The organism is Salmonella sp. 32010601201800023SM (assembly GCF_017572235.1).
GTDB classification, from domain to species: domain Bacteria; phylum Pseudomonadota; class Gammaproteobacteria; order Enterobacterales; family Enterobacteriaceae; genus Salmonella; species Salmonella enterica.
Genome location: NZ_JAGEQS010000010.1, coordinates 46246 through 63716, shown reverse-complemented (window position 1 = coordinate 63716; position 17471 = coordinate 46246). Strand labels below are relative to the sequence as shown.

Below are 17471 nucleotides of genomic sequence, written 5' to 3'. Positions count from 1 at the left end.
GTTTGCTCATCCCCGGGAGCTTACATCAGTAAGTGACCGGGGTGAGGAAACGCAGCCAACGCACCATCAATTTAAAAGACGACGGATTTTAGACGTCTGGATGTTTACACATCCATAATGTAAAGGTACTGTATATTCCTCAAGCGCAATTTGTTCATGGCGAAGTGAAGGACTTTCATGATCGAAATTAAACATCTGAAAACACTCCAGGCATTGCGGAATAGTGGATCGCTGGCTGCTGCTGCTGCGGTGCTGCACCAGACCCAATCCGCTCTGTCTCATCAGTTCAGCGATCTGGAACAACGCCTTGGCTTCCGCCTGTTCGTGCGTAAAAGCCAGCCGCTGCGCTTTACGCCGCAGGGGGAAGTTCTGCTGCAACTGGCAAACCAGGTGCTGCCGCAAATCAGCCGTGCGCTGCAGGCGTGCAACGAACCGCAGCAAACTCGTCTGCGCATCGCTATTGAATGTCATAGCTGTATTCAGTGGCTGACCCCGGCGCTGGAAAACTTCCGTGCAAGCTGGCCGCAGGTAGAAATGGATTTCACATCCGGCGTCACTTTTGATCCGCAACCGGCCTTGCAACAAGGCGAGCTGGATTTGGTGATGACGTCGGATATTTTGCCGCGCAGCGGGCTGCATTATTCGCCGATGTTTGATTTTGAAGTCCGACTGGTGCTGGCGCCCGACCATCCGCTGGCCAGCAAAACGCAGATTACGCCGGAAGATTTAGCCAGCGAAACGCTGTTGATTTACCCGGTGCAGCGCAGCCGACTGGATGTCTGGCGACATTTCCTGCAACCGGCGGGTATCAGTCCGCTGCTGAAAAGCGTGGATAATACGCTACTGCTGATTCAGATGGTGGCGGCCAGAATGGGTATTGCCGCCCTGCCGCACTGGGTGGTGGAAAGCGTTGAGCGCCAGGGTCTGGTGGTGACCAAAACCCTGGGCGATGGTCTGTGGAGCCGCCTGTATGCCGCCGTGCGCGACGGCGACCAGCGTCAGGCGGTGACCGAGGCGTTTATTCGCTCGACGCGGGATCACGCCTGCGATCATCTGCCGTTTGTGCGGAGCGCGGAGCGACCCATTTTCGATGCACCCACAGCGAAGCCAGGATCACAGCCGCGCCTGTAATAAAGCTTGGCCAGTGGGGCTGCTGATGCCAGATGGCAAGATTAACCAGCAGTCCTGCGGGAACATGCATATTATTCATGATACCCAGCGTCCCGGCGTCTACCTGGGTAGCGCCATAGTTCCACATAAAGTAGCCAATGCCGGACGCCACCACGCCGAGAAACACCAGAATGCTCCATTGCAGCGTGGTTTCCGGCAGCTTTTGCGCGTTCCCCAACAGCGACCACGCCACCGCCGCCACCAAAAACGCCCCCAGATAGAACCACGCAAAGGCGTTGTGCTGCGGCATGGGACGGGTCTCCATCAGACGTTTATACCCCACCATTCCGATAGCGAAACTGATATTAGAAAGCTGCACCAGGAGCAAACCTACCCAAAAATGGTCGGTCACGCGATCGTAGCGAATAATCCCGGCGCCAATCACCGCCAGCAACGCGCTAAATGCATAGCCCCAGCGCAAACGACGCTGACTCATCACATCGTAAATCAGCGTGATATAGAGCGGCGTCAGAACGGTAAACAGCAGCAGTTCGGATACGGTCAGGTAGAGGTAAGCATGGAAGCTCAACATATACATGATGCCAAGCTGCATCGCCCCCACCAGCATATACAGGCTGATGGTTTTTAGGTTGTGCCCGCGAGTACGCAAAAACGGCAGAAAAACGAGCGCCGCCAGCCCAACGCGTATCAGCACCGCGAAATAGCTATCGACATGCCCGGCAAGATACTCGCCAAATAGACTAAAGGAGAAAGCCCACAGGATAGTGGTAATGATGAGTAGCGCCACAATGGATGTCTCTTAAAACAGGGAACACCCATTGTAGCGGAGAGTGAAGTTGACAACTGGTCAACTAACAAACAATCACATCAGCGTAAGAAAAGATCGCGCAGGTAATGCGGCACGGCGTTATCCGCGTTGATGCCGATCACCTCAAGTTCGGGATACAGGTCTTTCAGACGCTGGTGCGCATTGCCCATGATGCAGCCTTTGCCCGCCATCGTGAGCATTTCAGCGTCGTTCATTCCGTCGCCAAAGGCGATACACTCTTTCAGGCTGTACCCCATCGCCTGAGCGACCGCTTCCAGCGCATGACCTTTCGACACTCCGCCCGCCATCACTTCCAGACAGGTTAGCGTGGAGAAGCTCACGTTTACCCGATCGCCCCAGCGCGCGTTAATCGCCTGCTCCAGCGGCAACAACTTTTCATGAGTGTCGCTGGTGAAAAACACTTTGCTGACGCCCTCCGGCTCCAGCAGCGCAGGCTCAAACAGCGAATAGTTAAATACCGCCTCTTTGAAAAAACGCATTTCATCGGGGCGATGACGATTCATAAACCATTCGTCGTCGCGATAAACGTTAGTCACGATGTCCGGGTTCGCATTCACCACCCCGAACAGGTCGCTGGCAATGTCGCTGTCCAGATTATGCGTAAAAACCAAATTCCCGTCGGTATCGTGCACTCGCGCGCCGTTGGAGGTGATCATGTAAGACTTGATTTCAAGATTATCGCGGATTTGCCCTACATCGACATGATGACGACCAGTGGCAAAGACAAAATGGATGCCGCGTGCGGTCAACAGCTTCAGAGTCTCTTTGGCATAAGGGGACAACGTATGGTCGGGGGAGAGCAGCGTGCCATCTAAATCAGACGCAACAACCTGATACATAATAAAATTTAACCTCTAAGCAAAGCGATTTCCGCTGGATAAATTAGGCTTGTTGAAAAATTCAACAATGGCGTTAAGCGCGACTGAGCGCATGGCGTCCTTTTCAAAAAGGATCTCATGGTACGCGCCCTTGATAACCAGCGGTTTTCCCCCTTCACAAGGGTATCCCGCCGCGGCGCGAATTTCACAAAAACGATCGTGGGTGCGGTTATCCACTACCCGCTCTTCTTCCGCCTGAATCAGTAGCGTAGGCGTCGTGTCATCGCTCGCCCCAGCCAGAACCTGCTCACCCGCCAGAATGCCTTCGCGTACCCAATGCCAGGTGGGGCCGCCAACGCGCAGCTGCGGCTCGTCGGCATAAAATCGTAAGTTGCGCTGATAACGCTGGCGGCTGTGGGTCAGCGCATTCATCCCAAACGGCAACGCCCGCCACTGACCGGTACCAATAGCGTAATCTTCACGGATACGCTGGTGCCCTTCGGCCCAGTCGAGAATATGGCGCACCATAAAGGAAGGCAAGCGTATCACAATACCAAACATCGGCGCGGTGAGCGCAATAGCGTCGCACCGCACACGATGGCGTTGCAGGAACAGGGTGGCTATCGCGCCCCCCATTGAGTGCGCCAGGATATAACGCTTACGCCACGGCCCCGGCTCAATTTCCTGCTGCCAGAACGCCGCTAAGTCCTCAACATAATCGTTAAAATGATCGACATGACCCCGATGCGGGTCCGATAACATCCGCCCGGAGCGCCCTTGACCACGGTGGTCGATGATGAAGATATCAAAACCGAGATGAAAAAGGTCATACGCCAGTTCAGCGTATTTTACATAACTCTCAATGCGGCCAGGACAAATGACGATCGTCCGATCGTTGGAATCATTTCGAAAACGGACAAAGCGCACCGGAATGTTACCCACGCCGATAAACTCCGCCTCTTCCCGCTGACGCCAGAAATCGGTCAGCGGCCCCATAGCAAAAGCGGCAAACGCATTTTCTCTTGTTTCCCAGTCATTTTGCTGCTGAAACATCGGGTTTTCGGCCTCGTTTACCAGGTAAAATCGTTTTTTGCGTCGTGCCTGACACAACACAGCGGCAGTAGCGTATTGTGGCACAAAAACAGACAACCAGGGAGTTTCGCATGACCTTTGAATGGTGGTTCGCCTATCTACTGACCTCAACTCTGTTGAGTCTTTCTCCGGGTTCAGGCGCCATCAATACCATGACGACGTCTATCAACCATGGATATCGGGGCGCAGCGGCTTCTATCGCCGGGCTCCAGACCGGACTGGGGATACATATCGTACTGGTGGGCGTCGGACTGGGTACGCTCTTTTCGCGCTCGCTCCTCGCTTTTGAAATTCTGAAATGGGCTGGCGCGGCTTATCTTATCTGGCTGGGTATCCAGCAATGGCGCGCCGCAGGCGCTATCGATCTGCATACTCTCGCCCAGACGCAATCGCGGGGTCGGCTGTTCAAACGGGCGATATTTGTCAATCTAACCAATCCCAAAAGTATTGTCTTTCTTGCCGCCCTGTTTCCGCAATTCATCATGCCGCAGCAACCGCAACTGGCGCAGTACCTCATTCTCGGCGTCACCACGATTGTGGTGGATATGATTGTGATGACCGGTTACGCCACACTGGCGCAGCGCATTGCCGCCTGGATTAAAGGACCAAAGCAGATGAAGGCACTGAATAAAGCGTTTGGTTCGTTGTTTATGCTGGTAGGCGCGCTCCTGGCGTCGGCAAGACACGCGTGATAGTCGTGCCGGATGATGTTTATCCGGCCCGGAGGTAAATTAGCGCGAAATAATCAGGTGAATACCAAAGCCCGCAAACAAAGCGCCGGCAAAGCCATCAATCCATTTCGCCAGACGCTGATAGCCGCGGCGCATTTTCGGCAGCGCGAACAGGCTGGCGACTACGGTAAACCAGGCCAGCGTTTCCAGGGTGATTAACGCGAAAATACCCCAGCGCGCCGCAGCGCCGACGTTATCGCCGACAAACAGTGAAAAAACGGAACCAAAATAGATAATCGCTTTAGGATTCGACAGATTGGTCAACAGCCCTTTGAGAAAACTGCGCCCGCTCTGCGCCAGTTCAATGTGCGGAGAAGACGCCGCCGCATCCTGTTTTTTCAGCGCGCCGCGCAGCATCTGATAGCCCATCCAGCACAGGTACAGGCCGCCGCCTACCATAATGATCGTATGCAGCCAGGCCATTTTTTCGATGATGAGATGCAGGCCAAGCAGCGCCACGCCCGCCCATACCATCACGCCGCAGGTAATGCCCAGTACGCCCATCATCGCTTCTTTACGCGAACGGCTGACAGCAGTTTGAGACACGAAGAAAAAGTCGGGGCCGGGGCTCATTAGCGCAACGATGTGCACCATTGCCACGGTGAAAAATAGCATCAACATAAAAATGGCTCGCGGGGAAATAGTTCAGTGAGTCACCATCCTGGCACTTTTTTGCCGGGCTGACTACTCTTCGTCATCACCATCGACATGCGCGCGGATGAGCGCCATAAATTCTTTCCCGAAGCGCTCCAGTTTGCGCATCCCAACCCCGTTAACGCTTAACATCTCGCTGGCGGAAACCGGCATCTGTTCCGCCATTTCTATCAACGTGGCGTCGTTAAAGACCACATACGGCGGGATATTCTCTTCATCAGCGATAGCTTTACGCAGCTTGCGCAACTTAGCGAACAATTTGCGATCGTAATTACCGCCGAACGATTTCTGCATCACGCGGGGTTTGAGGGCGACGATGCGCGGCACCGCAAGCTTTAGCGGAACGTCCCCACGGAGTACCGGACGCGCGGCATCCGTCAGCTGTAATGCGGAGTGCTGCGCAATATTTTGCATTACCAGCCCCAGATGAATGAGCTGGCGAATCACGCTCACCCAGTGCTCATGGCTCTTTTCGCGTCCCATGCCATAAACCTTGAGTTTGTCATGACCGAAATCGCGGATGCGTTGGTTATTCGCGCCGCGGATCACCTCGACAACGTAGCCCATGCCAAAACGCTGGTTAACCCGACCAATGGTAGAAAGCGCAATCTGGGCATCGTTTAAGCCATCATATTGTTTGGGCGGATCGAGACAGATATCGCAGTTGCCGCACGGTTCTTGTCGGCCTTCGCCAAAGTAATTAAGCAATACCAGGCGACGGCAGGTTTGCGCTTCGGCAAAAGCGCCCATCGCATTCAGTTTATGCCGTTCAATATCCTGAAGCTGTCCGGCTGGTTTCTCTTCCAGACAACGACGTAGCCAGGCCATATCAGCCGGATCGTAAAATAGCATGGCTTCCGCAGGCAGTCCGTCGCGCCCGGCGCGGCCCGTTTCCTGATAGTAGGATTCAATATTGCGCGGGATATCGAAATGCACGACGAAACGTACGTTAGGTTTGTTTATGCCCATTCCAAAAGCGACTGTCGCCACCACGATTTGCAGATCGTCGCGCTGAAATTTTTCCTGCACATCGGCGCGAATAGCGTTTTCCAGCCCCGCATGATAGGCCGCCGCGCTAATGCCGCGACTTTGCAAGCGCGCGGCGGTATCTTCCACTTTCGCCCGACTGTTGCAGTAGATGATACCCGATTTGCCGCGTTGCTCCTGAACATAGCGCATTAGCTGGTCGAGCGGCTTAAACTTCTCCATCAGCATGTAGCGGATATTCGGTCGGTCAAAGCTACTGATCTGGATTAACGGATCGTTAAGCCCAAGCAGACGAATAATATCCTGGCGCGTGGTGTCGTCGGCGGTGGCGGTCAATGCCATAAACGGCAAAGCGGGAAAACGCTGGCGAAGCTGACCGAGAGCCGCATATTCCGGACGGAAATCATGTCCCCATTGCGAGATACAGTGCGCTTCATCCACCGCCAGCAATACCGGATTCCAGTGCGCCAGATGATCAAGAAAGTTGTCCAGCATCAGGCGTTCCGGCGCAATATACAGCAGACGAATCTGTCCGGTACGGCACCCCGCCATCACCTCAAGCTGCTGCTCGCGGCTTTGAGTGGAGTTCAGGCACGCCGCCGCCACACCGTTCGCCAGTAGCTGATCGACCTGGTCTTTCATCAACGAGATCAAGGGCGAAACGACGACGGTCAATCCATCCAGCAACAACGCGGGGATTTGATAGCACAGAGATTTGCCGCCGCCGGTGGGCATGACGACCAGACAGTCGCGACCGGAGAGCACAGTATCAATAATCGCTTCCTGGCCCGGGCGAAACTGTTGGTAGCCAAAGGTTTCCTGCAAAACCTGTTTGGCCCCTGATTCCAGATTCAACACTTCCGCCTGCGCCACATTAACCCCGTTCACCATAAATCAAAACAGGCGCTATTTTCAGCGCCTGCGAGAGAAACTGCAATGTTTAAAACACAATCCAATCAGAAGATATCGTTAAGCATCACGCCGACGCCGACACGTGTCTGATTAAAATTATAGTCGATCAGCGATTCGCCATAGCCGCTGTACACCTGGGTATAAAGCCGGACATGTTTAGTGACCGGATAGCTTAATCCAACTTCCGCGCCGCCGTAGCCTGTATTCCAGTTGTACTGGCCTTTGGCGCTTAATACCGCCTCGCCCAGGTGATAACCGATTTTAAGCTGGTAATAACCCATATATTTGGTGATGTCCGGATTATCGTCGGTACTGCCAATCACGTACCACGGTTTGACCTCTACCAGCCAGTTACCGTTTTCGGCCATCAGACGGGTATACAGACGGTTCCAGCTACGCGAGGTGGGGTCCGAACGTCCGTTAGAGTCATGGTTGTAGCCCATCTCTACGTCGCGCAGCGTCCAGCCAGCAAAGCGATAATCGGTAGCAAAACCAAGAAAAAGCTGCGGTTCGTAGTTGGTTTCGCGAAACGGCGAAGACTCTTTACTGTTGGAAAGCTGCCACCAGGATTTCTGCGTATAGGAAGCGCCCAGTACCGAGTTCGGCCCCAGTATTCCGCGCCACAGCGGAAACGCCAGGCTCAACTGAAATTTCACTTCATCTTTACGTGCGTTTTCAGACCAGTTGTAGGTACTTATGGCCTCTTTGTTCAGATCGCTGGTGTTCGTGTAGATCAAGTAGTTCGTGTCATAAGGGTAAAGCGTAAAAGGGTTATCATGCTCCTGTAGCATGTTAGCGATGATACTTCCCCGTACTGCAGGCGCATCATGAACCTCTTTTATCGTAGCTTCTTGTGCATATGCCGCTAATGGCAGTAGCGTGGCTGGCAACAACCCTCTCAAAATCGCCCGCATTCTTGACGTTCTCCTGACGAAGTATTTTCAGCTTGAATCATTCTCTGCCAACCATTTTTACATATTTACACACATAGCCGTTAGTTATCCCTTCTTAAAGTAGAAAACAACAATTAAGAAGCATAATATCAACATTTCATTAACCAATGAGGTGTCAGGAATCTATGTCCGCTGTACTTACCGCTGAACAAGCTCTGAAATTAGTGGGTGAAATGTTTGTCTACCACATGCCGTTTAATCGGGCGTTAGGGCTGGAGCTGGAACGCTATGAAAAAGCGTTCGCCCAACTGGCCTTCAACAACCAGCCGATGATGGTCGGCAACTGGGCGCAAAGCATTTTACACGGCGGCGTGATCGCCTCTGCGCTGGATGTCGCCGCCGGACTGGTATGCGTCGGCAGCACGCTAACTCGCCACGAAACCATCAGCGAAGATGAACTACGCCAGCGCCTGTCGCGGATGGGAACGATTGACCTGCGCGTCGATTACCTGCGTCCGGGCAGAGGCAACCGCTTTACGGCCACCAGTAGCCTGCTGCGCGCAGGGAATAAAGTGGCCGTCGCCCGCGTGGAATTACACAATGAAGATCAGCTGTACATCGCCAGCGCCACCGCTACTTATATGGTGGGATAAAAGCAGGTAAACTGTTGTTACACTTCAGATACGAGTTTTCCGGATGGACGCAAAACAAACACGGCAGGGCGTATTACTCGCTCTTGCCGCCTATTTTATTTGGGGGATCGCCCCCGCGTATTTCAAGCTGATCTATTACGTTCCCGCAGATGAGATCCTGACGCACCGCGTGATTTGGTCATTTTTCTTTATGGTGGCGCTGCTTAGCGTCAGCCGGCAGTGGCGACAGGTTAAGCGCTTACTGAAAACGCCAAAGAAGATTTTCCTGCTGGCCCTGTCCGCCGTACTGGTCGGCGGTAACTGGCTATTGTTCATTTGGGCGGTAAATAATCACCATATGCTGGAGGCCAGCCTGGGTTATTTCATTAATCCGCTGGTTAACATCTTGCTGGGGATGATTTTTCTTGGCGAACGCTTCCGTCGAATGCAGTGGCTGGCGGTGATTCTGGCGGTGTGCGGCGTGCTGGTGCAACTCTGGACCTTTGGCTCGCTGCCGATTATCGCGCTGGGGCTGGCGTTTAGTTTTGCGTTTTACGGCCTGGTGCGTAAGAAGATCGCCGTTGAAGCGCAGACGGGTATGCTGGTCGAAACACTATGGCTGTTGCCGGTCGCCGCGATTTATCTGTTTGGCATCGCCGATAGCGCCACCAGCCATATGGGGCAAAACGCACTATCGTTGAACTTGCTGTTAATGGCGGCGGGTGTGGTCACTACGATTCCGCTGCTGTGCTTTACCGGAGCGGCTATGCGTCTGCGTCTTTCTACACTGGGCTTTTTCCAGTATATCGGCCCAACGCTGATGTTTTTACTGGCGGTGACGTTTTATGGCGAAGTGCCGGGCGCGGATAAGATGGTGACATTTGCGTTTATCTGGGTCGCGCTGGCGATTTTCGTGATGGATGCGATTTATACGCAGCGGCGTAAGCATTAAATAATAAAATGGCAGCTATTATCTGGCTGCCATTTTATGTTATTTCTTCTTAGTAAATAGCAATACAATAAATAATATAATATTTGTTACTGGAAACACGCCCAACACACCAATAAACTTATTCCAACCAACAAACGTTAAATAGCGGGCATGGATCTGGCAAAAGCCGAATCCCAACGCTATTCCAATCCCCCTCAAATTTAATGAAGTACAAATCGACAGTACACCGAGCAGGACAATAGCAATCACCCACCATCCAATCCAGGCTTTAATGAATTCGGCTTTAGAAAAAGGGTCTTTACCAAAATAAATTTGCCAGAAATTTTTCTTTTGCATTTTATGAAATCCATTCATTGAAATTGTTAATTACCAGATAATATATTTAATTATTATCGATTGCTGTACAGCGTAATTATCATGACATTAATTACCATTGCTGTCATTAGAAAATTCAGTGTAATATATTTACATGTGAGATCTGAAGTTGGTTATCAATATGGAAAAAATAATATGATTAGGATTATTAAAGATATTTTTCACCCTTCCCCAAGGGATACATTGAAGCGAGCAAAGTTTGTTATTTATACATTATCATCATGGATAATATTATTTACTATAATGCCTAAAAACCAATATCTTAATTTAATATTTATTATTGCCAATACCTATATCCATATTAATATTGGCGCGAAGAGAATCAGAGATTCAGGTTGCAGGGCACTTTATTTCATCGCATTGTCTATAGGTGTAAATGTCTTCTGTACAGTCAGTGTCGCACTCAATGGGGCTGATTGCGATAACATTGGTATACAACTCAATATTGCCTGGGTAATACTCACAACACTACTGCTATCTTTCATCGCTTCTTCAAAACAAGAACTTTCCTCATGATGAAGAACTTCCAACGGACTGGCGGTTAAATCGCCAGTCCGTATATTTTACAGCCAGTTCTTGCGCTTAAAGTACAGATACGGCGCAAGCCCCGCCAGAATCATAAAGATAATCGCGCCTGGATAACCAAAGCTCCACTTCAGTTCCGGCATAAACTCGAAGTTCATCCCATAGCTGGAAGCGACCAGCGTCGGCGGCAGGAACACCACGGAAACCACCGAGAAGATTTTGATAATACGGTTCTGCTCGATGTTGATGAAACCCATCGCCGCCTGCATCAGGAAGTTCACCTTCTGGAACAGCGATTCATTGTGCGGCAGCAGAGATTCGATATCGCGCAGGATCTCACGCGCCTGCTCCAGCTGTCCGCCCGGTAAGCGCGCCTTGCGCACCAGGAAGTTCAGCGCGCGTTGGGTATCCATCAGACACAGGCGTACCTTCCAGCCGATATCTTCCAGTTCCGCCAGCGTGGAGAGCGCTTCGTCGTATTCATCGCCCTGATGCCCTTCCATAATGACGCGGCTCAGTTTTTCCAGATCGCTGTAGATGTTTTCGATTTCATCCGCCAACTGTTCAATTTTAGTTTCGAACAGATCGAGCAGTAATTCATAAGCATTACCGTCGACCATCGCCTGGCTGCGGGCGCGCATACGATACAAACGGAAGGCGGGCAGTTCGCGTTCACGCAGCGTAAACAGACGGCCATCGCGAATAGTGAATGCCACCGTAGAGTTACCGGCATGATCTTCCGCATCTTCGAAGAAGAAGAAGGAGTGGATATGCAGTCCGTCTTCGTCTTCAAAGAAGCGCGCGGATGCTTCGATATCTTCCAGTTCAGGACGCGTCGCCAGACTCTGGCCCAGCTCAGATTGTACGCGCAATCGCTCGTCGTCGTCCGGTTCGACCAAATCGACCCATACGGCATCAATCAGGCTTTGTGACTCCTCGACTTCCAGCCGGGTCAGTCGGTTTTTTTCCAGTTGAAATGCGCTCAGCATGACCGGGACTCCCAATGCGTAAAAATATCGGACAGTTCAGATGGGCACACAGAAACAAATTGGGTTTCAGACCATTAAACAGCCTGACTCAACGCGACGGGAAAAAATGAAAGGTCGCTGACAACCGCTAAGGCTATCAGCAAAAAGGGATAGCCTTAGGAGTTGATCCTGGATGACAGGATAATGAGCCAGTATCTACTGGGTGTGTCCAAGGCGAATGTCCTCTTAGCGTAATCGTGGGCGCATGTTACGCCAGCAAAAATTTGCCGTCAACACGCAACGAAACGCGAAAAAGCAATAATTTCCCCTTATGCAGAAAGGTTAGCAGAGTGAGAGTATTTATCTATGATTTCAGAATATTAACATCAATATATCGCCGGATGGCGGCTTCGCCTTATCCGGCCTACAAATCAAAATGTTAGCCAGCGCGTAGGCCGGATAAGAGGTGCCATCCGGCAATATGAGAGCCGGTCAAACCGTTTCCAGCTTCGCATACGCGGCAACCAGCCATTTGATCCCTTGCCCCTGAAAAGCCACCTGCAACCGGCTATGCTCGCCGCTGCCCTCCAGGTTGACAATAGTTCCCTCGCCGAACTTCGCATGGCGCACGCGTTGGCCGAGTTTGTAGCCTGTGTCGTTTTCCGCCAGCAGCGTTCCCATTCGTTGATGGCTCACCGGACGACTGACGGTGGCGCGCAGACGGACCTCTTCCACGCACTCCTCCGGCAACTCGCCGATGAAACGCGACGGGCGATGGTAGACCTCTTTACCATACAGACGGCGAGTTTCGGCATAGGTTAGCGTCAGTTTCTGCATGGCACGGGTAACGCCGACGTAGGCCAGACGACGCTCCTCTTCCAAACGCCCGCCCTCATCCAGCGACATCTGGCTGGGGAACATGCCCTCTTCCATGCCGACGATAAACACCTGCGGAAACTCCAGCCCTTTGGCCGAGTGCAGCGTCATCAGCTGTACCGCATCCTGCCAGGTATCCGCCTGCCCCTCGCCCGCTTCCAGCGCCGCGTGAGAGAGGAAGGCCTGCAACGGCATCAAATCTTCATCTTCGTCGTTGTAGCTGAACTGCCGCGTCGCCGTCACCAATTCCTCTAAGTTTTCGATGCGCGTCTGGCCTTTCTCGCCTTTTTCTTGCTCATACATGGTGCGCAGGCCGGAATCTTTGATCACCCGGTCAGTCTGCACATGCAGCGGCATGTCGGCGGTTTCCTGCGCCAGAGCGTCAATCAGTTCCATAAAGCGTTGTAGCGCGCTGGCCGCACGCCCGGCCAGGGCTTTTTCCTGTAACAATTCACGGCACGCCTGCCACAATGTTAGCTGGCGATCGCGCGAGGTCTGGCGCACCACGTCCAGCGTGCGGTCGCCGATGCCGCGCGTCGGGGTATTCACCACGCGTTCAAAGGCGGCATCATCGTTGCGATTGGCAATCAAACGCAGATAAGAGAGCGCATCTTTGATCTCCTGGCGTTCGAAGAAGCGCATACCGCCGTAAATGCGGTACGGCATACTGGCCTGTAATAACGCTTCTTCCAGCACGCGCGACTGGGCGTTGCTGCGATAAAGGATGGCGCATTGCGCAAGCGCGCCGCCGTTGTCCTGCCAGGTTTTGATACGGTTAACCACAAAGCGCGCTTCATCCAGTTCGTTGAAAGCGCAGTACAGCGATATCGGTTCGCCGTCAACGCCGTCAGTCCACAGCTTTTTACCCAAACGCCCATTGTTATTCTCAATCAGAGCGTTCGCCGCGCTAAGGATGTTGCTGGTCGAGCGGTAATTCTGCTCCAGACGAATGGTCTGCGCGCCGGGGAAATCATTGAGGAAGCGCTGGATGTTCTCTACCTGGGCCCCGCGCCAGCCGTAGATCGACTGGTCATCGTCACCAACGATCATTACCTTACCAGTGTCGCCCGCCAGCAGACGAACCCAGGCGTACTGAATGTTGTTGGTATCCTGGAATTCGTCCACCAGGATGTTAGTAAACCGCTCGCGATAGTGTTGCAGGATGTGCGGCTTGTTCAGCCATAGTTCATGAGCGCGCAGCAGTAGCTCGGCAAAATCCACCAGACCAGCGCGATCGCACGCTTCCTGATAGGCCTGATACACCTTCTGCCAGGTCTGCTCCACCGGGTTGCCATAGCTTTGGATATGGTGCGGGCGTAGCCCTTCGTCTTTCTGGCTATTGATGTACCACATCGCCTGACGCGGCGGCCACTGCTTCTCATCAAGATTCATCGCCTTAATCAGGCGTTTAAGCAAACGCATCTGATCTTCGCTGTCGAGAATCTGGAAATCCTGCGGCAAATTAGCGTCCATATGATGCGCGCGCAGCAGGCGGTGCGCCAGACCGTGGAACGTCCCTACCCACATTCCGCCCTGGCTGGTCCCCATCAACTGGCCAATACGATGGCGCATTTCCGCCGCCGCTTTGTTGGTAAAGGTCACCGCCATGATGGAGTATGGCGAGTTGTTTTCTACGCTCAGTAACCAGGCGATACGGTGCACCAGCACGCGGGTTTTCCCGCTTCCCGCGCCCGCCAACACCAGCATGTTGCTACGTGGCGCGGCCACCGCTTCGCGCTGTTTATCATTAAGGCTGTCGAGCAGGTAAGAAACGTCCATTGGCACCGCCGCGTAAAAACATGAAAACTAAAAACGCCCGGTGGCGCTTCGCTTACCGGGGCTACTTATCGTAGGGCGGATAAGCATAGCGCCATCCGCCAGAATAACTGGGAATTTATACAGAACTACTGGTGATTATATCAGCGAGGTGAGAGATGCCAACCGCGAAATTTCGATATGCGGCAGTAAACGGCTGTCCTGCGTCCGCATCAGGTCGGCATTTTCAGGTTTAATCCAGCAGGCCTGCATCCCACAGCGAATAGCGCCAGCCACATCGGTAGTCAGATCATCGCCGACATGCAGGATCTCGCCGATCGGCACATGCAGCTTTTCCGCCGCCAGGAAATACATGTCGCTAAACGGCTTGGAACGTCCATCCGGGCCGGCGCGCAGTACAAACTTAAAGTAATCGCCGAGGCCAAACAGTTCCGGCTGGGCATTGCCGTTAGTGATCGCCACCAGCGGCCATTTTTTCGCAAGCTGCTGTAACGTCTCATGGGTAGCCTGCGGAACCTCAATCTGGCTGCGCCATTTGGCAAAATGCATCATCGCCGCATTCGCGCCGGCAATGGCCTCCTGCGCCGATAATCCCGCATCCCGCATGGCCTGCTCTATCGCACGATGGCGCCAGCGGGTAACGTCATGATAGATTTCCGGCTCCGCTTCACGCACCGCCTGCCGTATCCGCTGTAAATCGACGTTTTGAAACGAACGTAGCGACGGGTGATAATTTTGCATAAAAGCGAGCGCTTCCTGCTCAGTACGCAAAATCACCGGACGGTTATCATAAAGGGTATCATCCAGGTCAAAGGTGAGCGCGGCAATACGCCCCAAAGGCCGGTAAAAACGCATTATTTCCCCCGTTTAGCGCGCGGATGCGCCGCGTCGTACACTGAAGCAAGATGTTGAAAATCAAGATGAGTATAAATTTGGGTGGTGGAAAGGTTGGCATGACCCAGCAGCTCTTGCACGCCGCGCAGATCGCCGCTCGATTCCAGCATATGGGTCGCGAACGAATGGCGCAGCTTATGTGGATGCACGTGGCTGTTTAGCCCCTGCTTTATGCCCCATTCGGCGAACCGTTTTTGGACATTGCGCGCGGAGATACGCTTGCCGAGCTTCGACAGGAATAACGCCTCTTCATCGCTGGCGAACAGGCCGCGCAGATCCAGCCAGTGCTCAATCCACGTCACCGCGTTACGGCCAATCGGCAGGCGTCGCTCTTTGCTGCCTTTACCCATTACCCACACTTCGCCGGTATCAAGATCGAGGTGCTTTATATCCAGGCCAACCAGTTCGGATAAACGCAGCCCCGCGCCGTACATGACCTCCAGCATCGCCCGGTCACGTACGGCGAGCGGATCGTTAAGATCGATGTCCAGCAGGCGGTTAACGTCGTCGACATCAATATTTTTCGGCAGATGACGCGGCGCTTTCGGTGCGGAGACGCCCTTCGCCGGGTTAGCTTTCAATTCGCCCTGACTGACTAACCAGTCAAAAAAGCTTCGCAATGCCGAGAGACGTAGCGCCAGACTGGCAGGGCCAAGCCCTTTACGCCGACTGCGCACCGCAAAACTGCGCACAATCGCAGCGTCACATTGTTGCCAGCTTTTCAGCCCGGTTTCTCCGGCTAAAGCGATAATGGCATCAAGCTGACGCTGGTAGTTCTGCAGGGTAATGGGGCTAAGCTGGCGCTCCACGCCTAAATAGCGCAGGAACCGCGAGACATCCTGAGAAAGCGCGACATCCGTCATACGCGTTTAATCCAGCGTTCCAGCAGTTCCGGCAGCATCAGCGCGATCTCCTGTAAAAGCTGCGTCCCCTGCCCCGGCTGATAGTGGTGCGGGTCACGGCTGCTGAAGAGAATCACCCCGAGGTCGCCATCGCTGCCCATCATCGACATAGCTACCGAGCCTACAGCCTTCGCCTCCGGCAAGACCACCAGCAGTTCCGGGCCGTTTAGCGGGCCAAGATAATGCTGCGACTGTCCCAGTCGTTGAATACGCAGCGGCTCGAAGGCCTGACGGTTTAAAGCCAGATGCGTATAGCGCGATGGCGCGCCAAGACGCCACCGATCCGGGAACAAACGCAGCGTCGCGCCGGCAAGCCCCAAATCGCGCGCCCAGCGGTGAAACCGCACCAGCATCTCATCCAGACTATCCGCGGCGACCAGACGGCTTTGCAGATGCAGCAAGCGATAAAACAGGCTTTCATTGGCATGAGCCTGTTCCATCAGCAGCGTCATATTTTCTTCAAGCACATTGATGTGATTACGCGCGCGGGCCATATGCCACTCAACGAGCGAAACCGTTCCCCGCACGGGATGTGGAACACGCATCGCTTCCACGGCATGGGCGTTACGGATAAAAAACTCAGGGTGATGGCGCAGGTAATCGACGACCGCTCGATCGTCCAGTTCCGTGAGCGTTTCCTGTAGTTCTTCCTCTGGTTGCTTCATAAATGGATAAATCCGTCGTAGATATGTGCCGCCGGACCAGTCATGTATAACGGATGACCCGGACCTTTCCAGGCGATATCCAGCCGACCGCCCGGTAATTCCACGCGTACTTCTTCAGCCAGCAGCCCCTGCTGAATCCCCACGGCAACGGCAGCGCACGCGCCGCTGCCGCACGCACGGGTCTCCCCTGCGCCGCGTTCATAGACTCGCAGCCGGATATGCTCACGTCTTACAACCTGCATAAAACCAATGTTGGCACGTTCCGGAAAACGCTCATGGCTTTCCAGAACCGGCCCCAGTGTTTCAACGGCCGCCGTGTCGACGTTATCAACCTGAATGACACAGTGCGGATTACCCATTGAAACCACGCCGCACAATATGGTCTGTTCCGCCGCTCGCATAATATACGTCTTTTCCGCTTTGTTGGCGCGAAAAGGCACCTGCGCGGGTTCAAAGTTTGGCTCCCCCATATTCACCCGCACCAGTTCATCTTCCGTGACGCTCAGTACCATCCGGCCATTCGCGGTACTGACCCGAATGTCGCGTTTATTGGTTAGCCCTTTCAGGCGAACAAATCGCGCGAAACAGCGCGCGCCATTGCCGCACTGCGAGACTTCACTGCCGTCGGCGTTGAAGATGCGGTAATGAAAGTCCAACTCAGGATCATAGGGCGGCTCAACCACCAGCAGCTGATCGAACCCTACGCCCAAGTGTCTGTCGGATAGCCGACGAATCAGTTCCGGCGAAAAAAAGACATTCTGCGTTACCGCGTCGACGACCATAAAATCGTTGCCAAGGCCATGCATTTTAGAGAATTGCATCATTCACTCCGTTCACGCGGGGACAGAAAACTATCCTC

The 17471-nt window shown here is 53.4% G+C and carries 19 protein-coding genes; 5 read left to right on the top strand and 14 right to left on the bottom strand.

What is annotated here, in order from left to right; genetic code table 11:
- Positions 1-177 precede the first annotated feature (177 nt).
- Positions 178-1131 (top strand): HTH-type transcriptional regulator MetR, encoded by a 954-nt coding sequence (metR, locus tag J4617_RS21835; RefSeq protein WP_000569786.1) that lies wholly within the window; start codon positions 178-180, stop codon positions 1129-1131.
- On the opposite strand, the gene J4617_RS21830 is transcribed toward metR, so the two are convergent.
- From J4617_RS21830 to pldB, 3 genes are all read right to left on the bottom strand, one after another.
- Complete coding sequence (locus tag J4617_RS21830) at positions 1019-1918, bottom strand: carboxylate/amino acid/amine transporter (protein WP_001196257.1); 900 nt, start codon at positions 1916-1918, stop codon at positions 1019-1021. The two genes, metR and J4617_RS21830, sit on opposite strands and share 113 nt — an antisense overlap.
- 80 nt (positions 1919-1998) lie before the next feature.
- Entirely contained in the window at positions 1999-2799 is an 801-nt protein-coding gene (yigL, locus tag J4617_RS21825; protein WP_000285338.1) for a sugar/pyridoxal phosphate phosphatase YigL, read from the bottom strand.
- 15 nt (positions 2800-2814) lie between these two features.
- The gene (gene pldB, locus J4617_RS21820; protein WP_000487685.1) at positions 2815-3831 is read right to left on the bottom strand and encodes a lysophospholipase L2; all 1017 of its coding nucleotides are present in this window, start codon (positions 3829-3831) and stop codon (positions 2815-2817) included.
- 110 nt (positions 3832-3941) lie between these two features.
- On the opposite strand from pldB, the gene rhtB reads away from it, so the two are divergent.
- Complete coding sequence (gene rhtB, locus J4617_RS21815) at positions 3942-4562, top strand: homoserine/homoserine lactone efflux protein (protein ID WP_000142523.1); 621 nt, start codon at positions 3942-3944, stop codon at positions 4560-4562.
- Between the two features lie 39 nt (positions 4563-4601).
- Here the strand turns inward: rhtB and rhtC are convergent, their stop codons facing one another.
- From rhtC to pldA, 3 genes are all read right to left on the bottom strand, one after another.
- Entirely contained in the window at positions 4602-5222 is a 621-nt protein-coding gene (gene rhtC / locus J4617_RS21810; protein ID WP_000928814.1) for a threonine export protein RhtC, read from the bottom strand.
- 63 nt (positions 5223-5285) lie between these two features.
- On the bottom strand, positions 5286-7115 hold the full coding sequence (recQ, locus tag J4617_RS21805) for an ATP-dependent DNA helicase RecQ (RefSeq protein ID WP_001661560.1): 1830 nt from the start codon (positions 7113-7115) through the stop codon (positions 5286-5288).
- Positions 7116-7198: 83 nt separating this feature from the next.
- Positions 7199-8068, bottom strand: a complete 870-nt coding sequence (gene pldA, locus J4617_RS21800; RefSeq protein WP_001201692.1) for a phospholipase A — start codon at positions 8066-8068, stop codon at positions 7199-7201.
- A gap of 164 nt (positions 8069-8232) precedes the next feature.
- Here pldA and yigI point away from each other — a divergent pair, with 164 nt between their 5' ends.
- Positions 8233-8700, top strand: coding sequence for an acyl-CoA thioesterase YigI (gene yigI / locus J4617_RS21795; protein WP_001277136.1), 468 nt, complete (start codon positions 8233-8235; stop codon positions 8698-8700).
- A 43-nt stretch (positions 8701-8743) separates the two neighbouring features.
- Positions 8744-9631 carry an EamA family transporter RarD gene (gene rarD, locus J4617_RS21790; protein WP_000339076.1) on the top strand — a complete coding sequence of 296 codons (888 nt, stop codon included), beginning with the start codon at positions 8744-8746 and terminating at the stop codon, positions 9629-9631.
- Positions 9632-9670: 39 nt separating this feature from the next.
- Here rarD and J4617_RS21785 read toward each other — a convergent pair whose 3' ends face one another.
- Positions 9671-9967, bottom strand: a complete 297-nt coding sequence (locus J4617_RS21785; RefSeq protein WP_001170054.1) for a hypothetical protein — start codon at positions 9965-9967, stop codon at positions 9671-9673.
- A gap of 174 nt (positions 9968-10141) precedes the next feature.
- On the opposite strand from J4617_RS21785, the gene J4617_RS21780 reads away from it, so the two are divergent.
- Complete coding sequence (locus J4617_RS21780; protein ID WP_000619297.1) at positions 10142-10522, top strand: hypothetical protein; 381 nt, start codon at positions 10142-10144, stop codon at positions 10520-10522.
- A 47-nt stretch (positions 10523-10569) separates the two neighbouring features.
- Here J4617_RS21780 and corA read toward each other — a convergent pair whose 3' ends face one another.
- The 7 genes from corA to dapF all read right to left on the bottom strand — a co-directional run bounded on the left by corA (position 10570) and on the right by dapF (position 17433).
- Positions 10570-11520, bottom strand: coding sequence for a magnesium/cobalt transporter CorA (corA, locus tag J4617_RS21775; RefSeq protein ID WP_000947139.1), 951 nt, complete (start codon positions 11518-11520; stop codon positions 10570-10572).
- A gap of 155 nt (positions 11521-11675) precedes the next feature.
- A complete protein-coding gene (ysgD, locus tag J4617_RS23115; protein ID WP_212723238.1) occupies positions 11676-11732 on the bottom strand; it encodes a YsgD/CorL family protein in 57 nt (18 codons plus the stop codon).
- Between the two features lie 259 nt (positions 11733-11991).
- The gene (uvrD, locus tag J4617_RS21770; RefSeq protein ID WP_017465936.1) at positions 11992-14154 is read right to left on the bottom strand and encodes a DNA helicase II; all 2163 of its coding nucleotides are present in this window, start codon (positions 14152-14154) and stop codon (positions 11992-11994) included.
- A gap of 135 nt (positions 14155-14289) precedes the next feature.
- The gene (gene yigB / locus J4617_RS21765) at positions 14290-15006 is read right to left on the bottom strand and encodes a 5-amino-6-(5-phospho-D-ribitylamino)uracil phosphatase YigB (protein ID WP_001213560.1); all 717 of its coding nucleotides are present in this window, start codon (positions 15004-15006) and stop codon (positions 14290-14292) included.
- On the bottom strand, positions 15006-15908 hold the full coding sequence (gene xerC, locus J4617_RS21760) for a tyrosine recombinase XerC (protein ID WP_000132877.1): 903 nt from the start codon (positions 15906-15908) through the stop codon (positions 15006-15008). The genes yigB and xerC overlap by 1 nt, the downstream gene beginning before the upstream one ends.
- Complete coding sequence (locus tag J4617_RS21755) at positions 15905-16612, bottom strand: DUF484 domain-containing protein (RefSeq protein WP_000812763.1); 708 nt, start codon at positions 16610-16612, stop codon at positions 15905-15907. The genes xerC and J4617_RS21755 overlap by 4 nt, the downstream gene beginning before the upstream one ends.
- The gene (gene dapF, locus J4617_RS21750; protein ID WP_001160671.1) at positions 16609-17433 is read right to left on the bottom strand and encodes a diaminopimelate epimerase; all 825 of its coding nucleotides are present in this window, start codon (positions 17431-17433) and stop codon (positions 16609-16611) included. Before dapF ends, J4617_RS21755 begins: the two co-directional genes overlap by 4 nt.
- Positions 17434-17471 lie beyond the last annotated feature (38 nt).